17 protein-coding genes and 3 pseudogenes are annotated in these 18317 nt (G+C 71.6%); 12 read left to right on the top strand and 8 right to left on the bottom strand.

The features are described from left to right. Nucleotides 1-137 precede the first annotated feature (137 nt). The 4 genes and pseudogenes from ABD317_RS01060 to ABD317_RS01050 form a co-directional block, all read right to left on the bottom strand. On the bottom strand, nucleotides 138-1709 hold the full coding sequence (locus tag ABD317_RS01060) for an RICIN domain-containing protein (protein WP_344286805.1): 1572 nt from the start codon (nucleotides 1707-1709) through the stop codon (nucleotides 138-140). Between the two features lie 329 nt (nucleotides 1710-2038). Next, nucleotides 2039-2254, bottom strand: a pseudogene (locus ABD317_RS37670) (integrase core domain-containing protein); the annotation flags it as partial. Nucleotides 2255-2261: 7 nt separating this feature from the next. Then, nucleotides 2262-2752 (bottom strand): annotated as a pseudogene (locus tag ABD317_RS37665) (transposase); the annotation flags it as partial. Continuing rightward, nucleotides 2724-3066 (bottom strand): annotated as a pseudogene (locus tag ABD317_RS01050) (hypothetical protein); the annotation flags it as partial. The pseudogenes ABD317_RS37665 and ABD317_RS01050, both read right to left, overlap by 29 nt. 217 nt (nucleotides 3067-3283) lie before the next feature. Here ABD317_RS01050 and ABD317_RS01045 point away from each other — a divergent pair. The 3 genes from ABD317_RS01045 to ABD317_RS01035 are packed head-to-tail and all read left to right on the top strand — an operon-like array spanning nucleotide 3284 to nucleotide 6919. Further along, nucleotides 3284-3661: a hypothetical protein gene (locus tag ABD317_RS01045; RefSeq protein WP_344286803.1), complete on the top strand. Its 378-nt coding sequence runs from the start codon at nucleotides 3284-3286 to the stop codon at nucleotides 3659-3661. Continuing rightward, nucleotides 3648-5165: an ABC transporter ATP-binding protein gene (locus ABD317_RS01040; protein WP_344286801.1), complete on the top strand. Its 1518-nt coding sequence runs from the start codon at nucleotides 3648-3650 to the stop codon at nucleotides 5163-5165. The genes ABD317_RS01045 and ABD317_RS01040 overlap by 14 nt, the downstream gene beginning before the upstream one ends. Beyond that, nucleotides 5162-6919 carry an ABC transporter ATP-binding protein gene (locus ABD317_RS01035; protein WP_344286799.1) on the top strand — a complete coding sequence of 586 codons (1758 nt, stop codon included), beginning with the start codon at nucleotides 5162-5164 and terminating at the stop codon, nucleotides 6917-6919. The genes ABD317_RS01040 and ABD317_RS01035 overlap by 4 nt, the downstream gene beginning before the upstream one ends. A gap of 130 nt (nucleotides 6920-7049) precedes the next feature. Here ABD317_RS01035 and ABD317_RS01030 read toward each other — a convergent pair whose 3' ends face one another. After that, nucleotides 7050-7700 (bottom strand): TetR/AcrR family transcriptional regulator, encoded by a 651-nt coding sequence (locus tag ABD317_RS01030; RefSeq protein ID WP_344286797.1) that lies wholly within the window; start codon nucleotides 7698-7700, stop codon nucleotides 7050-7052. Nucleotides 7701-7963: 263 nt separating this feature from the next. Between ABD317_RS01030 and ABD317_RS01025 the strand changes: the two genes are divergently transcribed. The 7 genes from ABD317_RS01025 to ABD317_RS00995 are packed head-to-tail and all read left to right on the top strand — an operon-like array spanning nucleotide 7964 to nucleotide 16866. Next, entirely contained in the window at nucleotides 7964-9310 is a 1347-nt protein-coding gene (locus ABD317_RS01025; protein WP_344286795.1) for an ABC transporter substrate-binding protein, read from the top strand. Nucleotides 9311-9319: 9 nt separating this feature from the next. Further along, a complete protein-coding gene (locus ABD317_RS01020) occupies nucleotides 9320-10273 on the top strand; it encodes an ABC transporter permease (protein ID WP_344286914.1) in 954 nt (317 codons plus the stop codon). Further along, nucleotides 10270-11088, top strand: a complete 819-nt coding sequence (locus ABD317_RS01015; protein ID WP_344286793.1) for an ABC transporter permease subunit — start codon at nucleotides 10270-10272, stop codon at nucleotides 11086-11088. The genes ABD317_RS01020 and ABD317_RS01015 overlap by 4 nt, the downstream gene beginning before the upstream one ends. Then, nucleotides 11060-12490, top strand: coding sequence for an ATP-binding cassette domain-containing protein (locus tag ABD317_RS01010; RefSeq protein WP_344286912.1), 1431 nt, complete (start codon nucleotides 11060-11062; stop codon nucleotides 12488-12490). The genes ABD317_RS01015 and ABD317_RS01010 overlap by 29 nt, the downstream gene beginning before the upstream one ends. After that, nucleotides 12487-14205 (top strand): ABC transporter ATP-binding protein, encoded by a 1719-nt coding sequence (locus ABD317_RS01005; protein ID WP_344286791.1) that lies wholly within the window; start codon nucleotides 12487-12489, stop codon nucleotides 14203-14205. Before ABD317_RS01010 ends, ABD317_RS01005 begins: the two co-directional genes overlap by 4 nt. Beyond that, nucleotides 14205-15926: an ABC transporter ATP-binding protein gene (locus ABD317_RS01000; protein WP_344286789.1), complete on the top strand. Its 1722-nt coding sequence runs from the start codon at nucleotides 14205-14207 to the stop codon at nucleotides 15924-15926. The genes ABD317_RS01005 and ABD317_RS01000 overlap by 1 nt, the downstream gene beginning before the upstream one ends. A 49-nt stretch (nucleotides 15927-15975) precedes the next feature. Further along, nucleotides 15976-16866 (top strand): class I SAM-dependent methyltransferase, encoded by an 891-nt coding sequence (locus ABD317_RS00995; RefSeq protein ID WP_344286787.1) that lies wholly within the window; start codon nucleotides 15976-15978, stop codon nucleotides 16864-16866. A 144-nt stretch (nucleotides 16867-17010) separates the two neighbouring features. Here ABD317_RS00995 and ABD317_RS00990 read toward each other — a convergent pair whose 3' ends face one another. Continuing rightward, nucleotides 17011-17211: a hypothetical protein gene (locus ABD317_RS00990; RefSeq protein WP_344286785.1), complete on the bottom strand. Its 201-nt coding sequence runs from the start codon at nucleotides 17209-17211 to the stop codon at nucleotides 17011-17013. Nucleotides 17212-17311: 100 nt separating this feature from the next. Between ABD317_RS00990 and ABD317_RS00985 the strand changes: the two genes are divergently transcribed. Next, a complete protein-coding gene (locus ABD317_RS00985) occupies nucleotides 17312-17407 on the top strand; it encodes a hypothetical protein (RefSeq protein ID WP_344286783.1) in 96 nt (31 codons plus the stop codon). A gap of 101 nt (nucleotides 17408-17508) precedes the next feature. Here ABD317_RS00985 and rpsN read toward each other — a convergent pair whose 3' ends face one another. Beyond that, complete coding sequence (gene rpsN / locus ABD317_RS00980; RefSeq protein WP_344286781.1) at nucleotides 17509-17814, bottom strand: 30S ribosomal protein S14; 306 nt, start codon at nucleotides 17812-17814, stop codon at nucleotides 17509-17511. Then, nucleotides 17814-18050, bottom strand: coding sequence for a 50S ribosomal protein L28 (rpmB, locus tag ABD317_RS00975; protein WP_344286779.1), 237 nt, complete (start codon nucleotides 18048-18050; stop codon nucleotides 17814-17816). The genes rpsN and rpmB overlap by 1 nt, the downstream gene beginning before the upstream one ends. Nucleotides 18051-18137: 87 nt before the next feature. On the opposite strand from rpmB, the gene rpmG reads away from it, so the two are divergent. Then, on the top strand, nucleotides 18138-18302 hold the full coding sequence (rpmG, locus tag ABD317_RS00970; protein ID WP_344286777.1) for a 50S ribosomal protein L33: 165 nt from the start codon (nucleotides 18138-18140) through the stop codon (nucleotides 18300-18302). Nucleotides 18303-18317: the final 15 nt, after the last annotated feature.

Below are 18317 nucleotides of genomic sequence, written 5' to 3'. Positions count from 1 at the left end.
GACAGCAGGAGGGGTCGACCGGCCCCGGCTGCGCCGCGGCGCACGGCGCCATCCGTCCGCACGGTGGTGCCGAGCGGCGGTACGCGGGAGTCGAGGGCCGGAGGCGAGGCTCCGGCCCCCGGGTAAGAGGTCCTGTCTCAGCAGATGTCCCTGCTCGCGTTGCCGGAGATGTTCCAGGTGGTGTTGTCGCCGCAGGGCGATTCCCGCACCGATGTGTTGTTCACGGTGAGGGTGATCGAGACGTCCCGCGTGTTGGGGAACTCGGAGCGCGCGGCGATACGCACCTCGCCGCCGCCGTTGACCGTGCCGCCCTGGATGGTGACGTTGTAGCAGTTCTCGATCAGGATCGAGTTGTTGCCGTTGTTCGCCAGATCGACCGAGCGGATGAGCAGGCCGCCCGACTGCGAGACGCAGAAGATGCCGCGGCCGCCGCCCCGCGAGATGACCCGGTCGACGGTGATGTTGGTGTTGTACGAGCCGTTGGACAGGCGCCCGTTGGTGTTGGCGGTGCGGAAGGTGGCGTACCCGGTGCCGGAGGCGACGTTGTCGCCGTCGACCGTGCCGATCTGGGCGTTGCGCGTGTTGTTGAGCAGCAGCCCGCTGTAGCCGACGTTGCGCGCCACGACGGTGCCGATGCGCAGCCCGTCGACGTTCCAGGTCTCCACGCCGTGGTTGCCCGTGCCCGAGACGGTGACATGGTCCATGCTCACGTCGGTGCTTCCGGGCTGGTCACGCTCGAAGCGGATGCCGAGGCCGCCGCTGAGGTTGAGGTTGATCTGTCCGAGGTGGAGGCCGTTCATGCCGTAGAAGCGCATCCCGAAGTAGGGGCTGCCCGTCATGTTCATGTACGGGATGGACACGTTGGTCCCGTTCACCGCCTCGACAGCGCCGCGTCCGGAGAGGTTGCCGACGTTCATCGTGCCGCAGACCTCAAGGGCGGTGTGGCTGGGCAGCGTGACGGCCGAGTTCCCGATGGAGCCCGAGGCCATGACGGACACCCGCTCCTGAACGTTGCGGCCGGAGGTGAGGGAGTTGACCGCGGCCTGGACGGCCGCGCGGTAGTCGCCGCCGGTGTAGACGGTGCTCGAACCGTTGCGGGCGGTGTAGTCGCCGCTGCTGCCGGTCACCGTGGCGTTCGGGGTGCCGGCCCCGCAGTCACCGCCGCCCGGACCGCCCTCGTCGGCCCTGACCAGCTGCCACTGCTGGTTGGCGGCGCCGGTCGGGGCGTACTGGGAGATCCGGTCGCCCGGGGTCGTCGAATGTTCCCAGACGTCCAGGGCTTTGCCGGAGTGGCGGTTGACGAGGGTGGCATAGCCGCCGCTCTCCTGGACCTCCCACTGCTGGTTGGCGCCGTTGAGATCGTTCCACTGCACCATCGTGGCGCCGTCGTCGGCGCTCCACTCGTACGTCTCCAGCACGTGGCCGGAATGCCGGGCCTGGATACGGTAGTAGCCGCCGCCGGCGTCGATGAACCGGAACTGCTGGTTGGTGGCGTTCGTGGGGTTCCACTGGACAAGCTGTGCGCCCGGTTCCGTCGAGGCCCCCTCGACATCGAGCGCCAGGCCGGAGTGCCTACTGATCAGGTTGTACCAGACACCGGTCTCGACGGCCTGAGCCGAGGGAACCGCGACCAGGGAGATGACCACTCCGACGACAGCGGCGAGGAGGGCCGAGGTGAGGGTGAGGAGTTTTCGTCCAGTTCGGGGCATGGGGCTCCTTCGCTACATGGCGGTCTGCGGACGGGAAACCGCTCGGCGGCACGCGGCGAGCGAGCCACCTGGTCGACAAGTGGTTGCCGGGCCACACGGATTGGTTGCCGGGCTGGACAGAAAAGATGCGCATGCCTGCCCCGTACGGCGTCCCGCCCGGCAGTGGTCGCGCGGCGGGCTGCCGACCACGGTGCCGCCTGCGTCGAGCACGTAGCGGGGCACTGTAAACGAACGGCCCGTGAACCGCCCCGGGTTCTTCGGAGGCTCTTGGTTGTGACTGTGACCTGCGGGTTTTGAGTGTTCTGGTAGTAGGTGGCTTCATATTCGGCGGGCGGCACGTGGCCGATCTCACCGTGCAGCCGGCGGTGGTTGTGCCAGTCGACCCATTCGGCGGTGGCCAGCTCGACCTCGGACAACGTCCGCCACGGCCGTTGCGGTTTGATCAGCTCGGTCTTATACAGGCCGATGGCCGACTCGTTGGAGTGACGTATCAACTCGCCGGCCACCGGCGGGACGCCGGCCCGGTCACGCCGCCACAGCACCATCTCCAAGGCGGATGAGCGCCTTGAACTCGGCGTCGCGGGTCGCGCGGGCCGAGACCGGGCGGTTTCTGGCCGCGTAGTAGGTGGACGGGGCGATGCTGATGCCGTGCTCGGACAACACGGTGCAGATCGGCTCGACGCCGCCGAAGCGGTCCCGGTGCTCGTCGATGAAGCTCACGAGCGTGTGTGTGGCCGGTCGAGCTCGGCCGCGAAGAAAGCGGACGCGGCCTTGAGGATCTCATTCGCCCGCTTGAGCTCGGCGTTCTCCTTGCGAAGCCGCTTCAGCTCGGCCGACTCCTCCGTCGTGGTGCCCGGCCGCTGACCGGCATCCACCTGGTCGCGGCGCACCCACTGGCGCACGGTCTCGGCCGCGCCGATACCCAGCTTGGCCGCGACTGCCTTCATAGCAGCCCATTCGGTGTCGTAGTCGGGCCGCACCTCGGCGACCATGCGCACCGCACGACGGCGCAGCTCAGCGGGGTAAGGGGACGGACGTGCCACAGCTCGATCCTCTCAGGAAATCGAGCCTCCATCCGACCCGGGGCGGTTCAATCAAGCCGTTGCTGTGAACCGGGAGTCCAGGTTGATAGCACCGTCCGTCACGGATCAGAGCCCACAGGACGTTCACCCGTCGGCGGGCCAACGCGAGGACCGCTTGGGTGTGACGCTTACCCTCGGCACGCTTGCGTTCGTAGAAGCGCCTGGACGCCTCGCAGTTGCGGATGCTGATCAGCGCCGGGGCGGTGCAGGTTGCCGTTCACGTTGCCGGAGTCCCGGGGGACGGGGGCAACGCCAGCAAGGTTGGCCAAGCGGTCGGGCTGCCGAGGCGGCTGATCGACACACTGGCGGAGGACCCGGCACAGCGGAGTCGGTGCCGAGGCAACTCGGCGTGGCGCCGCATGATCAAGCCCGTCGACGCCGTCCTCGTCCATCAGCGCCACGGTCTGGACGCCGGACACGACTCAGAGTATATGATAATGATTTTCATAATCTAATTCGCTCCGGTATCCGCATGGCTCAGGGGAGGAACCCATGTCCGTCAGGGACGCCACGGCACAGCCCAACAGGGCTGAGCGCACGGACAAGGGACCGCCGGGCGGCGGGGATCCGCTCCTCGTCTTGCTGGGCAGTATCCGGGCACGCCTGTGTCTGGCCCTGGCCGTGGGCGCCGTCAGTGGGATCCTCGGGGTCGCCGGGTTGGTGCTGGTCGGGTTCGCGCTGGACGAACTCTTCACCGCCGACCCGTCCGGTATCCGGGTCGCGTGGCTTCTCATCGCCGCCGGGGCGGTCATGATCGGCCGGTTCGCGATGCGCAAGTGGGCCTTCGACCTGTCGCACCTCGCATCGTTCGTCCTGGAGACCACTCCGGCGCGATCTGGCCGAGCATCTGTCGACCGTGCCGCTCGGTGAGGTCCAGGCCCTCGGTTCCGGGGCGCTCAAGAAGGTCGTCCAGGACGATGTCCGCGCTCTGCACGGGGCCGTGGCCGACGCGACGCCGATGCTCGGCGCGAGCCTGGCCCAGCCCCTCGCCGCACTCGCCGCGCTCGCGGTCGTCGACTGGCGGCTGCTGCTGGCGGTGCTCGCGCTCGTTCCCGCCGTGGCGATCGGTTTCAGTCTCGTGACGCGCGACTACGCGGCCCAGCGCCGCGCCTACGACGAGGCCAACGAAGCCGTCAACGAGGCCGTCGTCGAGTTCGTCCAGGGCATGCCGGTGGTCCGCACCTTCGATGACGGCACGACCTCGTTCGCCCGCTTTTCCGACCGAGTCGAGGACTTCACCAGGGCAACCGAGGTCTGGCAGCGGCAGGGCAAGACCGCCGGCGTCCTCACCCGAGCCGCGATGACGCCCCTTCCCACCCTGGTGATCATCCTCGCGGTCGGCACCTGGCTGGTGTCGGCGGGTTCCATGTCCGTCATCGACCTCGTGCTCGCCACAATGCTCGGCACGATGCCGATCGAGTCGGTGGTGCCGCTGATGTACCTGAGCAACTTCATCACCGACTCCCGCGCCGGGGCCGTCCGCATCAACGAGATCCTCGCCATCGAGCCCCTGCCCGAGCCGGAAGCCCCCCAGCAGCCCGCTGACGGCTCGGTCGTCTTCGAGGATGTCGTCTTCTCCTACGGCCCCGGTGCGGGCAGCGGCGAGGGCGAGCCCGCCGGCCGCAGAGCGCTCGACGGGGTCGGCCTGCACATCCCCGACGGCACGGTGTGCGCCCTCGTCGGCGCCTCGGGCTCGGGCAAGTCGACGGTCGCCCGGCTGATCCCCCGGTTCTGGGATGTGGCCTCGGGCGCGGTGCGCGTCGGTGGCGTCGATGTCCGCGACATGGCCCCGGACGTGCTGCTGCGTCACGTCGGTCTCGTCTTCCAGGACCCCGTCCTCCTCAACGACACCGTGGCGGAGAACATCCGGCTGGCCCGCCCCGACGCGTCCGACGACGACGTCCGCGCGGCGGCACGCGCCGCGCAGGCCGACGAGTTCATCCGTACCGAGCTGTCCCACGGCTACGACACCCGCGTGGGCGAGCGCGGCAGCCTGCTTTCGGGCGGACAGCGGCAGCGCATCACCATCGCCAGGGCGCTCCTGGCCGACTCGCCCCTCATCGTCCTCGACGAGGCCACCGCGTTCGCGGACCCGGAGAACGAGGCCGCCATCCAGCGTGCCCTGGCCGAACTGACCCGCGGGCGCACCGTCGTGGTGATCGCGCACCGCCTGGGCACCATCGTCGACGCGGACCAGATCGTGGTTCTCGACCACGGCAAGGTCGCGGAGAGCGGCACCCACACCACCCTGCTCGACGCCGGCGGGCGCTACGCCGCCCTGTGGCGGCAGCACACCAAGGCCGACGGCTGGGGGCTGGGCGGTCGCCGGCCCGCCGCCCCGGCGACCACCGACAGTTCGGAGGTTCCGGCATGAAGCGCCTCTACCGCCTGATGATGCTCGCCGCCGGAACGCGCGGCCGTCAGTTCCTCACCGCGCTGCGCGCGTCCGTCGTCGGCTCGGTCGCGCAGGCCGCTGCATACGGCGTCCTGATCGGCCTGATCCACGAGTTGGCACAGCCCGACGTCGACAGCGCCGCCGCCTGGACCTGGTTCGCCGCGTTCGTCGCGCTGTACGCGGCCGAAGCCGTCTGCCGGATGTCGGAACTCCGGTTCCAGTACCACGAGTGGGCGCAGGTCATGTCAGACCTGCGCCTCGAACTCGGCGAGAAGCTGCGCACGATGCCCCTGCGGGACCTGGAGAAGCGTGCCGCCGGCGACCTCAGCGCCGTGGTGGGCGGCAACGTAGCGTACGCGTCGATGGGCGCGTCCCATATCGCCTTCCTGTTCCTGCAGGCCGCCATCGTCCCCGTCGTGCTCGTGATCGTCATCCTCGCGGTCGACTGGCGCGTCGGACTGGTGCTGCTGGTGACGCTGCCCGCGGCACTGCCCTTCGTCCGCGGCATCCAGCGACGCTCCGGCGAGGGACAGCGAGCAGGCGCGGCCGCCGACGCCGTCGCGTCGTCAAGGATCGTCGAGTACGTGCAGGCCCTGCCCGTCCTCCGGGCGACAGGACAGGCAGGTGCCTCCTCCCGCCGGCTCAACGAGGCACTCCAGCACCAAACCGACGTCATGAGCACCACACAGAAGTCGCTCACCCTGCCCAGTATCGTCGCGACCACGGCCATGCAGATCGGCATCGTCATGGCCGTCGCGGTGGGGGCATCCCTGGTGATCGACGCCGACCTGTCCGCCGCGCTGCTCGTCGCGCTGGTGGTGGCGGCCGTCAAGCTCGCCGAACCGCTCGCCAACACCGCCTCCATGATCGCCGTCTTCGAACTGTCGGAGGCGTCCCTGGAACGCATCGCCGAGATCATGGACAGCGAGCCGCTTCCGGCCGCCGACATCGACACACGCCTCGACCGCTTCGACATCAGCTTCGACAACGTGACGTTCCGCTACCACCCGTCCGACCCCGAGCCCGTACTCGACGCCCTCTCCGTCACCCTGCCGGCACGGTCCCTGACCGCGCTCGTGGGTCCCTCCGGATCAGGCAAGTCCACGATCTCCAAGCTCGTCACCCGCTACGCCGACCCCGAAGCCGGAACCGTCCGGATCGGCGACGCCGACCTGCGAGGCGTCGCACCCAGGGAGATCTACCGCCATGTCGCGGTGGTCTTCCAGGACGTCTACCTCTTCAATGACACCATCCGCGCCAACATCGCGATGGCCCGTCCCGGGGCGACCGACGAGGAAGTGGAGACCGCGGCGCGGGCCGCGAACGTGCACGAGTTCGTCACCCGCCTCCCCCACGGCTACGACACCCGGGCCGGCGAGATCGGGGGTGCGCTCTCGGGAGGCGAGCGGCAGCGTGTGTCGATCGCCCGGGCCATTCTGAAGGACGCGCCCATCGTCATCCTCGACGAGCCTACGGCCGCGCTCGACAGCGCGAGCGAGGTGGCCGTCCAGGAAGCCATCGGTGCGCTGGTCGCTCATAAGACCGTGCTGGTCATCGCACACCGCCTGTCGACAGTGGTCGGTGCCGACCAGATCCTCGTGATCGACCAGGGAAGAGTCGCCGAACGTGGTACGCACACCGAGTTGCTGGAGAACGGCGGGCGCTACGCCGGTATGTGGGCCGCGCAGACGAGCGCACGCAGATGGCGCGTGACCGCCACGGCCGGCGCATGACCGAAGGGTCGCGGTGCAGCGGAGCGGCGCCGTCGGTGCGGTGGACGATGCGGCGTCCGGGGCTGCCACACCCGGCGACGCAGGCGGCTGTGAACTCACCGTCCGGCCCGCTGACGGCACATCGGACCAATCAAGTGCCGTGTGTCGTGAGGCCGGCGATGATCGAGTCCAGGCCGGTAGCAAAAATCTCTTCCATGGACAGGGTGAAGAACTCCGCTCCCACCCTCGCCGCGGTCGGGTAGACGGACACGTCGATCGTGTCCAGACCGGTGACGAACGCCTGCGCCCGGTTCGGGCGGCGGGCGTTGCGGCGGGCGTCGGCGTTGTCCTCGATGGCGATGCGGGAGAAGGTCCAGCTCATGATGAGCGCGCTGCCACGGGCGACCCTGGCGTCGTCGAATCCGGCGCCGGCTAGCGCGGCGGCGAGCAGCTCCAGCAGCCGGTACGCCTGAGGGCCGGCGGGGCCGTTGTCCATGAGCCAGGCGGCGAGTCCCGGGTACCGGCGCAGTACCGAGCGCTGGGCCGTCGCCCAGGCACGCACGCTCTCCTCCCAGTTCGCGTCGTGCGGGGCGGCCGCCGGCCGGACCAGTGCACCGACGCGGTCGGCGACCAGGCGGGTCAGCTCACCGCGGTCTCCGATGTACCGGTAGAGCGCCATCGGTGTGACGTCCAGGCGTGCGGCGAGGGCGCGCATCGTGACGCCCGCCAGCCCTTCCGCGCGGGCGATGTCCATCGCGGCGTCGACGATGCTCTCGCGGCTGAGCGGTGTCGGGTTTCCCACATCGGCGATCCTAGTGACCACGTTTTGAAAACGATTATCACTATAGTATACGTAGTAGACGCGCTGGCGGTCGCCGGTGTCGCGACAGAGAAAGTGCTGGTACCGGGATGGTGTCGACCATGGGCCGACGGACGGCTGCGATGGCTGCCGTGAGCGTGGCCGCCGCATTGCTGGCAACGGGTTGCTCCACAGCCCCGGAAGACGGGGGACGCGGCGCCGGCGGAATTCTGCGGGCGGCTTTCGCGGGCGGCTCGACGGAGACGTTGAACTACCTCAAAGGGCCGACCGCGCTGGACTACGTCCGCGCCAAGCTCGTGCACGCTCCGCTGTGCGAGCTCGATCCCGGTGCGGAGAACGGTGTCTCCTACGGGGTGGTCGAGTCCATCGACGTGGCGGACGACCTGTCCGAATACACCCTGCACGTCCGCGACGGAGTGCGCTTCACGGACGGGTCGAAGCTGACCAGCGCGGACGTGCTGTATTCGCTGCGCGCACCGGTGGAGTTGGAGGGGTTGCCGTTCACGATGCTCGCGGCGCGGAGCTTCGACCTGGACGCGGCGTCGGCGCCGGATGCCTCGACGGTGGTGCTGCCGGCCCGGTCGCCGGTCGCGGACGGGCGGGAGCTGATCTGCCAGAGCATGCTCGCCATCCAGGACGGCACCACCGGGTTCACCCCGCAGACTCCGTCGTCGGGTCCGTACACCATCGCCGCGTTCGAACCGGGACGGTCGACTCTGCTGGAACGCAACCCTGACTTCTACGGCCAGGCGCCGCCGTCGGAGTCGATCGAGCTGCTGTCGATCCCGGACGGCACGGCCCGGGTGAACGCGCTGCGGCAGGGGCAGGTCGACTTCGTCAGCGGCGTCGCCCCGGCGCAGGCGCAGAGCCTCGCCGGAACGGACGAGATCGCGGTCACCACGAGCGAACTGCCCTACGCGTCGTATCTGCACTTCACGATGGGCACCGAGAACGCCCCGTTCGACGACCCCCGGGTGCGGGAGGCGTTCAGGCTCGCGGTCGACCGGGAGCGGATCGTGAAGAACGTCTACTACGGCCGCGCGTTCGTCGGCAACGACCTGCCGGCCCTGGGCTTCCCCAGCTACGACACCGGGCTCGGCCAACGCGCCCATGACCCCGGCCGCGCGCGGCGGCTGCTCGCCGACGCCGGGGCCGAGGGGATGAGTGTGGAGCTGACGGCGGGCCCGGAGCTGCCCGGCATGGTCGAGGCCGCGACGCTGGTCGTGGAGGATCTGCGGGAGATCGGGGTGGATGCGACGCTGCGGGAGCTTCCGCCGGGGCAGCTGTTCGCCGACCACGCGGCCTACCTGGCGCTGCCGTTCAGGTCCGGCTTCAACCCGCCGGCGATGTTCGAGCCGAACCATGTGCCCGGCACGTTCCCGGAGGTCGACGCGCTCGTGCAGACCGCGCGCAGTGCCCCGGCAGCCGAGGAGCGGCTGGCGGCCTCGCACGAGGCGCAGCGAAGGCTGTGGGAGAAGGGCAACCAGATCGGTGCGGTGTTCGTGCCGAACATCAGCGCGGCCCGCGAGGGGGTCTCCGGAGTGCGGGAGCGGCAGTTCCCCGACCTGTCCCGGGCGACCGTCTCCGACTGACACGTGACGATGGCCGGTTGGATCGCGGCGAGGTTCGCCGTCTACGCGGCGACCCTCGCCGTGCTCTCGGTGGCGGTGTTCTGGTCGACCGAGGTGCTGCCCGGCGACGCCACCGGGGTGGTGTCGGGCCCGGACGCGACGGATGCGGAGCGGGCGGCGGTGCGCGCCACCCTCGGTCTGGACCGGCCGGCGCCCCAGCGGTACGGGGACTGGATTGCAGGGGTGCTGCGGGGGGATCTCGGCACCTCCCTGGTGTCGGGCCGTGAGGTCGGGGACATCCTCACCTCGCGGCTCGGCGCGAGCCTTTCGGTGCTGGTGCCGGCGGTGGTGCTCATCTTCGCGCTGGCCGGTGTGCTCGGTACGGTGGCCGGGCTCCGCGCGGGCGGGAGGCTCGACCAGGCTCTGACCGGTGCAACGGTCGGGCTGATCGGCATACCGGACTTCCTCGTCGCCACCGTACTGCTCGTGGTGTTCACGGTCTGGTGGCCGGTGCTGCCGGCGGTTGCCCTCGTCCCGGTCGGGCAGGCACTGTGGCAGCGTCCGGAGCTGATCGCGCTGCCGGCGCTGGCGCTCGCGCTGGGCGGGTTCGGATCCACGATGCGGCTGCTGCGCGCCTCGGTCGCGCAGACCGCCGCGATGCCGTTCGCCGAGTTCGCCCGGCTGAACGGCGTCCGCGGGCCCCGCTACGTCCGCACGGTCGTCTCGAACGCGGCCGGTCCGGCGATCCACGCTCTCGCGGTCATGGTCGCCGGGCTGCTGGGCGGGGGCATCGTCGTGGAGACGCTGTTCAACGTGCCGGGCCTGGGCTACGAACTCACCCGGGCGGTCGAGAGTCGTGACGTACCGCTCGTGCAGGGCCTGAGCCTGGTGCTCGGGGCGATCACGCTGGCCGTACTCCTCGCCGGGGACGTCGCCGTGCGGCTGCTGCACCGCCATACCGCGGATCCGGCGGTGGCGTCTTGACCGCCAGGCGGCGGTGGGCCGCGGTGCCGGTGGCGCTGGTGCTGATCGCCGCTCTCGCCGGGCCATGGCTGGTGGCCGGCAGCGCGACCGCGCCGGTCGGCGGGCCGTTCGAGCCCGCCGGCGGCGACCGGCTGCTCGGTACGGACGTGCTCGGCCGCGACGTCTCGGCCCGAGTGCTCACCGGTGGGCGCGCGTTGCTCCTGCAGGCCGTCGCGGCCACCGTACTGGGCAGCACGGCCGGGCTCGTTGCGGGGATCTGGGCGGGTACGACCCGCCGGCGGCGGGCGGCGCAGGCGGTGCTGCGGTCCGTCGACGCGATTGCCGCCGTCCCCGCCCTCCTGCTGTTGCTGCTGCTGGCCTCCGGCGTCCCGGGCAACGATGCCGCCGTGGCCGTCGCGATCGCGGTGGTGAGCACACCGTTCTCGGTGCGGGTGGTCCGTGAACGTACGGCCGTGCTGGCCGCCACCGACTACGCGCGTGAGGCAGAGGCACGCGGCGATCCGCTGTCCGCCCGGATCCGGCACGACATCCTTCCCGGGCTGGCACCGGTCGCGCTGGCCGAAGCGGGCATCCGCTTCGTCGCCGCCACCCAACTCGCGGCCACCGCGGGGTTCCTCGGGCTCGGCGCCGGCGCGCCGGCCGCCAACTGGGGCCGGATGGTACGGGAGAACAGCACCGGCCTCGCGGCCAACCCGCTGCCGGTCCTCCTCCCGGCGGCACTGCTCGTCCTCCTGGCCGTCGGGGTCACGGCCCTGCTCGACCGGGCCGCGCACGGCCGGGTCGGCGATCTCGCACGGGTCGGGTGGTCGGCATGACCGTGATCGCCACCGTGGCCGCGCTGACCGTGACCGACCCCGAGGGCGCCGCCATCCTCGACGGGATCGACCTGGAGCTGCGTACCGGAGCCGTCACCGCGACCGTCGGAGAGAGTCCGGAGCGGGAAAGACCACCCTGGCGCACGCCCTTCTCGGGCACCTCGGACCGGGGCTGCGGCGCACCGGCACGGTCCGGGTGGCCGGGCGGGATCCGTTCACCCCGGCCGGGCGCCGGGCGCTGCGCGGCCGGGTCACCGCATTCCTGCCGCAGGATCCCGCGAGCGCGCTCGACCCGCGCCGTACCGTCTCGGCCCAGCTGCGCACCGCGGCCCGCATCTCCCGGCCGGGCGACACGCGACGACAGCGCGCGCTGCTGCTGGGGGACGCCGCGGCGGCGGCCGCGCTCGCACCCGGGTTGCTCCGCCGCCACCCCGCCCGGCTCTCCGGGGGCCAGGCGCAGCGAGCCCTGCTGGCCTGGACCTACCTCACCCGCCCTCGGCTGCTCATCCTCGACGAGCCCACCAGCGGCCTGGACGCCGAGACCGCCCGCCGGGTAAGCACCACGTTCACCAGCCTGCCGTGGCGCCCGGCCGTGCTGCTCATCAGCCACGACCGCGCGCTCGTCGACCGCGTCGCCGACCGGGTGCTCGAACTGGGCGGGGGGCGGCTCCGTACCGCCGCTCCCGCGCCCGCCCCTCCTCCCGTTCACCGCTCCGCCCCGGCGCTTGGCGGCGGGCAGGCAGCGGTGCTCGCCACCGACAGGCTGACGATCCGCCGGGGCGGACGTTCGCTGCTGCGGGAAGCCTCCCTCCGCCTCGGCCCGGGCGAACTCGTCGCCGTGCAAGGCCCCTCCGGCAGCGGCAAGACCGCCCTGGCCCGCACCCTGTGCGGTCTCGCCACTCCCCAGTCCGGTCACCTCCGTGTCCACGGCGTGCAGCTGTCATGGGACGCGGCCGGGCGGGCACGTACCGGCGGGCCGTTCCTCGCCTACGTCGGGCAGGACGCCCGCGCCGCCCTCCACCCGCACGAGACCGTCGAGGCGACGCTCACCCGCGCGCTCGCGGCGGCACGGCGGCACGGCCGGGCCACCGCTGCGACGGTCCCGGACCTCCTCGACCGGTTCAGCCTGCCCGCCGCGGTACGCGACCGCACCCCCCAGCTACTCAGCGGCGGGCAGCGGCACCGTGTCGCGCTCGCCCGCGCGCTCGCCGCCGCGCCCGCGGTCCTCGTCTGCGACGAGACCACCGCCTCGCTCGACCGTGCGAGCACCGGGCTCGTGCTCGACGCACTCGACCGGCTCCGCCACGACGCCGGCGTGCCGGTGCTGCTGATCACGCACCAGGATGCGGTCGCCGCCCGCGCCGACCGCATCCTCACCCTCGCCGAAGGACGACTGCAATGACCCGCTTCGACCTGCTCAGGCCAGCGCGAGTGCCACTAGCGGCCGCCGTGGCGCTCCAGACCCTCGCCGGCCTGCTCACGCTGCTGCCCCTGCTCGCCCTCGTCGCCTTCACCGACGCATGGATCGCCGGCGACCCGACCCCCGGCACCGGCGTCGTGGTCGCCGCGGTCGCCGGCCCGCTCGGGGCCGCCCTCGCCTCGGCGGCGGCCACCTGGCTCACCCACCGGGCCGACGCCGACCTCACCTGGCAGCTGCAGCGGCGACTGGCCGCCGCCGTCCGCCGAGCCCCCGTACCGGCCGTGACCGGGCTCGGCGCCGCACGGATCAAGAAGGTCGTCCACGACGACACCGCAGCCCTGCACTACCTCGTCGCCCACACACTGCTCGACGCCACCGCGCTCGTCGTCACCCCGGTCGCCGGGCTCATCGCGCTCACCCTGATCGACGTTCGCCTGGCGGTCTGCGCTCTGCTGCCGCTCGGGCTCGGAGTCTGGTGGTACGTGCGGGCGATGCGCGGCTCGGGCACGAACTTCGCCGCGTACGCGGGCGCGCAGCAGCGCATCAACACAGCGATCGTCGACTACGTCCGCGGGCTGCCGACCGCCAAGATCTACGGCAGCCCCGGCGGTGCCCGTACCCGCTACGACGGTGCCGTACATACGTTTCATGACTTCTTCCGTGCCTGGTCGCGCAGCACCTCCGCCGTCACCACCGCGTCCTGGCTCGTCGTGACCCCCGGCGTCACCGCCGTTCTCCTGGCCGTGGTCGGCGGGTTCGGTCTCGCCCTGGACCGGGTGAGCCCGGCCGCGTTCGTCGCGGGCGTGCTCCTCGGCCCCGCGATCAGTGCCCCGGTCGCGGTCGCCGGGCCCCGGCTCCAGGCGGTCCGCACCGGCCTGTCCGCCCTGGCCTCGCTCGCCGACTTCCTCGACCAACGTCGGCTGACCTGGGGGGACACCACCCCCCAAGCGGGCGGCAGGGTCCACGTCGAGAACGTCACCTACCACTACTCCGACGACCGGCCTGTCCTGCACCGGGTCAGCTTCGGCCTGCCCGAACGGGGGCTCGTCGCCCTCGTGGGCTCCTCCGGCAGCGGCAAGAGCACCCTGGCGAGCCTGCTCGCCCGCTTCGACGACCCCGCCTCCGGACGCATCCTGCTCGTCGGCACCGACCTGCGCGACCTGCGCGAGGCGGCGCTGTACGAGCGGATCGCGTACGTCTTTCAAGACACCGACCTGCGGCGGGCGACCATCCGCGACAACCTGACCGGCGGACGCCCCCTCGATGACGGCCGCGTCGTCGAAGCCGCCCGGAAGGCGGCGGTACACGACGACATCCTCGCCCTCCCGCACGGATACGACTCCGTTCTCGGCGACGACACCGACCTGTCCGGCGGCCAGCGCCAGCGGATCTGCCTGGCCCGGGCGCTGCTGCGCGAACCCGCGCTGCTCGTCCTCGACGAGACCCTCTCCGCCCTCGACCCCACCACCCGCACCACCCTGCTCGCCACCCTGCACGACCAGGCCCGCCACCGCGCGGTCCTGCTCATCACCCACCAACTGCACCTCGTGCGGGACGCCGACCGCATTCTCGTCCTCGACCACGGCCGCCTCGCCGACGACGGCACCCACCCCGAGCTGCTCGACAGGTGCACCGCCTACCGGACTCTGGCGGGCGCCGGACCCGGCACCGGAGTCCGGGAAGGAACGACCCTGTGATGCTCCGCACTCTGATCCGCCTCCTCCCACCCGCCGGGGCACGGCAACTCACCGTGCTCACAGCCTGGCTGACCGCGGCCGCGGTCCTGCACGGCATCGCCCTCGGCCTGGTGGGAGTCGTCGTCGCGGCCTGGCTCGACCCGGCCGGCGATCGGACGCCGTGGACGATCGCGCTCGGGACCGCGGCCCTCGCCTTCGTCCTCGTGCAGTGGACCGCCCAGATGACCGCGTTCCGTGTCGGCAGCACCACCGCACGCGCCCTGCATCTACGGCTCGGCGACCGCCTCGCCGCCCTGCCGCTGGGCTGGTTCACCGCGACCCGGCAGGCCGGGACCATCGACCTCGCCACGACCGGCGTCCCGCAGCTGATGTCGTATCCCGCCCTTCTGCTCCGCCCTGCGCTCACCGCGCTGGTCACCCCGCCGGCCGCCGCGCTCACCCTCGCCCTGCTGGACTGGCGCCACACCCTGGCCGTGCTCGCCGCGACCGCCGTGGCCTGGGCCGCCACCCGGTACGCCGGCCACCTCGCCCGCACCGTCGACACCCGCCGGCACCGCGTCACCGCCGAGGCGACGGACCGCATCCTCGAACACGCCACCCGGCAGCCGGTCATCCGTACCGACCAACGCGCCGATGACACCGACGCCCTCGACCGGGCGCTCGAACAGGTCAGGGCCGCATCCCGGCACTCAGCCGGCGCAGTCGTCCCCGGACTGCTGCTGTTCGGTCTCGTCCTCAACGCCCTCTTCGCCGCGCTCATCGCCGCCGGCATCGCCCGGGTCACCGCAGGCGCCCTCACCGTCCCCGTGTTCGTCGGCGTCATCGTGGTCACCGCCCGCCTCACAGCCATCGCCGCGGCCGGCGCCGAACTCGCCGCCGGACTCCGTCTCCAGCAGGGCACCCTCGGCCGCCTCGCGACCACCCTCGACACCCCGCCGCTGCCCGTGCTCCACACACCGGACGAACCGGCGCCGGCAACCGGTGAACTGGTCCGCGCCGAGCGCGTCTCGTTCGGATACGACCACACGACCGTGCTGCACGACGTGTCCTTCACCCTGCCCCGCCGGGGCCTGACCGCCCTGGTCGGCCCGTCCGGCTCGGGCAAGACGACCCTCATCCGCCTGCTCGCCCGGTTCTGGGACCCCACCACCGGACGCCTCCTGCTCGACGGCACCGACCTGCGCGCCCTGTGCCCCGAGAACCTCTACGCGCACATCGGCACGGTGCTGCGGGAGGACTACCTCCTTGACACGACCATCGGCGAGAACATCCGTCTCGGCAGGCCCGCCGCGACCGACACAGAGCTGGCCGCGGCGGTGCGTGCCGCCGGGCTGGAACGCAGCGTCGCCGAGCTGCCCGACGGGCTCGACAGCCCGGCCGGCCCCGGCGGCACCCAGCTCTCCGGCGGCCAGCACCAGCGCGTGTGCATCGCCCGTGCCCTGCTCAAAGCCGCTCCGCTCACCCTCATGGACGAAGCCACCTCCGCCCTCGACCCCGAAAACGCCCGCCTGGCCACCGAGGCCGCCCACCGCCTCGCCGCCACCCGTAGCGTCCTTCTCATCGCCCACAACCTCGATACCGTCACCCACGCCGACCAGATCCTCGTCCTCGACCAGGGCAGGATCGTCCAGAACGGCACGCACACCGAACTCACCACACGCGACGGCCCGTACCAGCGCCTCATCCGTGACCACACCTCCGCCCCACGGCGGCCGGGGTAGCCGGAGAAACTATAAATGAAAACGATTATCGTCTTGTAAGAATAGCCGGATGACTGCTGGCAGTGCAGGTGTGGCGGGGGTGCCGGCCCCGAAGTGGAGTGACGAACTCACGGAGTTGGAGCGCTCGGGCGAGATCTCGGCACCCTGGGGCCGGCAAGCCGCCGAATGGCTCGCCGAGCGCCGGAACGCCTCACGGATTCTGGACATCGGGTCGGGGCCGGGCTGGGCAGCGTCGATCCTGGCCGCGGCCTTCCCAGCGAGCGGGGTGATCGCGGTTGACGCCACACCGGAGTTCGTCGAGCGGGCCGCCGAACGCTTCGCCGACCACGGCCTCGGCACCAGGGCCCGGGCCGAGAGGGGCGAATTGGACTCGGCCGCCCTGGACCGGCTCGGCCCCGCGGACGTGGTATGGAGCTCGCACGTGGTCCACCACCTCCCGGATCCGGTCGACGCGCTGCGCCGGCTCGGGCGGCTGCTCGCCCCGGGCGGCGTCTTGGCGCTGGCCGAAGGAGGGCTCCCGGCCCGCTATCTGCCGGGCGGGTACGGGGTGGCGGCACCGGGCTTCGTCTCCCGCCTTGAGGCGGCATTGAGTGACTACTTCGTACAGCACTGGTCGCTTACCGCACCGGCGGTCGGTGGCGAGCGCGACTGGCCCCTGCTCTTGGCCGACGCAGGGCTGCGCCACCTCGAATCGCGCACCTTCCTGCTCGATATCCAGGCCCCGGTCGACGATCGGGTACGGGCTTACATAGTCGACCGGTTCAGACAGATCGCAGACCGCGTCGGGGACCGACTCGACGCCCAAGACGCAGCCGCACTCGACAGGCTGCTCGATCCGAACGACGCCCTCGCGCTGGTGAACCGAGCCGATCTGTTCCTGCTCGGCGCGTTCACCGCCCACCTAGCTGGCCTCCCGGCGGAGCAGGCGGGCCACGACTGATCATCCTCACGGGGACGCCAGCGAGCCCCATGAGATCACGTCGACCGGGCACATGACCCTGGCCACCGCGGACGACGTTTGACCCCGCGCCGCCCTCGCGGCGTCTTGCCGGTGATGCCCTCGACCGGGTCAGCACGTCGGTCTTCAACCCCTGATCATTCGCGAGGGTCTTCGCCGTGTTGTCGCTGACCAGGTCCCGAAGAAGACCGTGGTGACGTCGTCGTGCTCGGCGACGTCCTGAAGCTCCTGCATCCGGACCGCGCTGGGCTCGGACTCGGGGGCGAGGCCGCTGATCGTCTCCTGCGAGCGGTCCGCCTGGGTACGCGCCCGGGAACGGGGCCGCACCGGCGGCAAGCTGGAGTCACGCAATCGGCACACGCTGCGCCGGCTACGAGCCGCCCTCGACGCCCGCCCCAAGGACTGGGCCGTCTTCCAGCGACAGGACGTGGAGTTCCACCTGGCCAACGCCGCCGCCCATGCCCGCTTCGTCTCCGCGCGCTCACAGGTCCTCAACCAGTCGCCCGAGCTGCGCGACTGCTGACGGCACCGCCACCGGCGAGCCCCACCGTCCCGTTCCGCGGTGGCCGCCACGGAGGGCGCCCGGCGCGGAATCCGTACGGTCCGCCCGGCCCGCGTGCCGGGTTACCAGCTGGACTTGCGGACTCCGGGCAGGTGCCCGGCGTGGGCGTGGGTGCGGACGTTGACGCGGGACAGGCCGAAGACGCGGAAGTAGCCGCGGGGGCGGCCGTCGACGCTGTCGCGGTTGCGCACGCGGGTGGCGCTGGCGTCGCGGGGCTGCGCACGCAGCTCGCGCTGGGCCGCCTCGCGTACGTCCTGCGGGGTGGCCGGCTTGCGGATCAGCTCCTTCAACTCCGCGCGGCGCGCGGCGTAGCGGGCGACGACGGCCCGCCGCTGCTCGTTCTTCGCGATCTTGCTGGTCTTCGCCATCAGATCTTCTCCCCCCGGGCGCGCATCCGCGCCACCGCGCTCTCGATGCCCATGGCGTCGACGGACTTGATGCCCTTGGCGCTCAGCGTGAGCCGGACGTACCGGTGCTCGCTGGGCAGCCAGTAGCGCTTGCGCTGGATGTTGGGGTCGAAGCGCCGGCGGGTGCGGCGGTGGGAGTGGGAGATGGTGTTGCCGAAGCCGGGTGTGCGGCCGGTCAGCTGGCATCGGGCCGACATGGGACGGTCCTCCGATCGGTCGGGTCCTGCGGTGATGAGACGGAACCCTACATGAAAATGAAAACCGTTACGATGTATGCTGCGGGCATGGCGAGCAACGAACTCCGCCCGGTGGTCAAACTCCGCTCCACGGCGGGCACCGGCTACACCTACGTCACCCGCAAGAACCGCCGGAACGACCCCGACCGGCTGCATCTGCGCAAGTACGACCCCGTCGTCCGCCGCCACGTGCTCTTCCGCGAAGAGCGCTGAAGGGAGCCACCCAGC

Origin of the sequence: Streptomyces synnematoformans, from assembly GCF_039531005.1 — a bacterium.
GTDB lineage: Bacteria > Actinomycetota > Actinomycetes > Streptomycetales > Streptomycetaceae > Streptomyces > Streptomyces synnematoformans.
This window is presented reverse-complemented; position numbering and strand designations above follow the sequence as displayed.

Coding starts and splice junctions, on each gene's coding strand:
- ABD317_RS01000 (WP_344286789.1), top strand. CDS start 14,205: ATGCTCCGCACTCTGATCCGCCTCCTCCCACCCGCCGGGGCACGGCAA.
- ABD317_RS01035 (WP_344286799.1), top strand. CDS start 5,162: ATGAAGCGCCTCTACCGCCTGATGATGCTCGCCGCCGGAACGCGCGGC.
- ABD317_RS01060 (WP_344286805.1), bottom strand. CDS start 1,709: ATGCCCCGAACTGGACGAAAACTCCTCACCCTCACCTCGGCCCTCCTC.
- rpsN (WP_344286781.1), bottom strand. CDS start 17,814: ATGGCGAAGACCAGCAAGATCGCGAAGAACGAGCAGCGGCGGGCCGTC.
- ABD317_RS00995 (WP_344286787.1), top strand. CDS start 15,976: ATGACTGCTGGCAGTGCAGGTGTGGCGGGGGTGCCGGCCCCGAAGTGG.
- ABD317_RS01045 (WP_344286803.1), top strand. CDS start 3,284: ATGTCCGTCAGGGACGCCACGGCACAGCCCAACAGGGCTGAGCGCACG.
- ABD317_RS01005 (WP_344286791.1), top strand. CDS start 12,487: ATGACCCGCTTCGACCTGCTCAGGCCAGCGCGAGTGCCACTAGCGGCC.
- ABD317_RS01020 (WP_344286914.1), top strand. CDS start 9,320: ATGGCCGGTTGGATCGCGGCGAGGTTCGCCGTCTACGCGGCGACCCTC.
- rpmB (WP_344286779.1), bottom strand. CDS start 18,050: ATGTCGGCCCGATGCCAGCTGACCGGCCGCACACCCGGCTTCGGCAAC.
- rpmG (WP_344286777.1), top strand. CDS start 18,138: ATGGCGAGCAACGAACTCCGCCCGGTGGTCAAACTCCGCTCCACGGCG.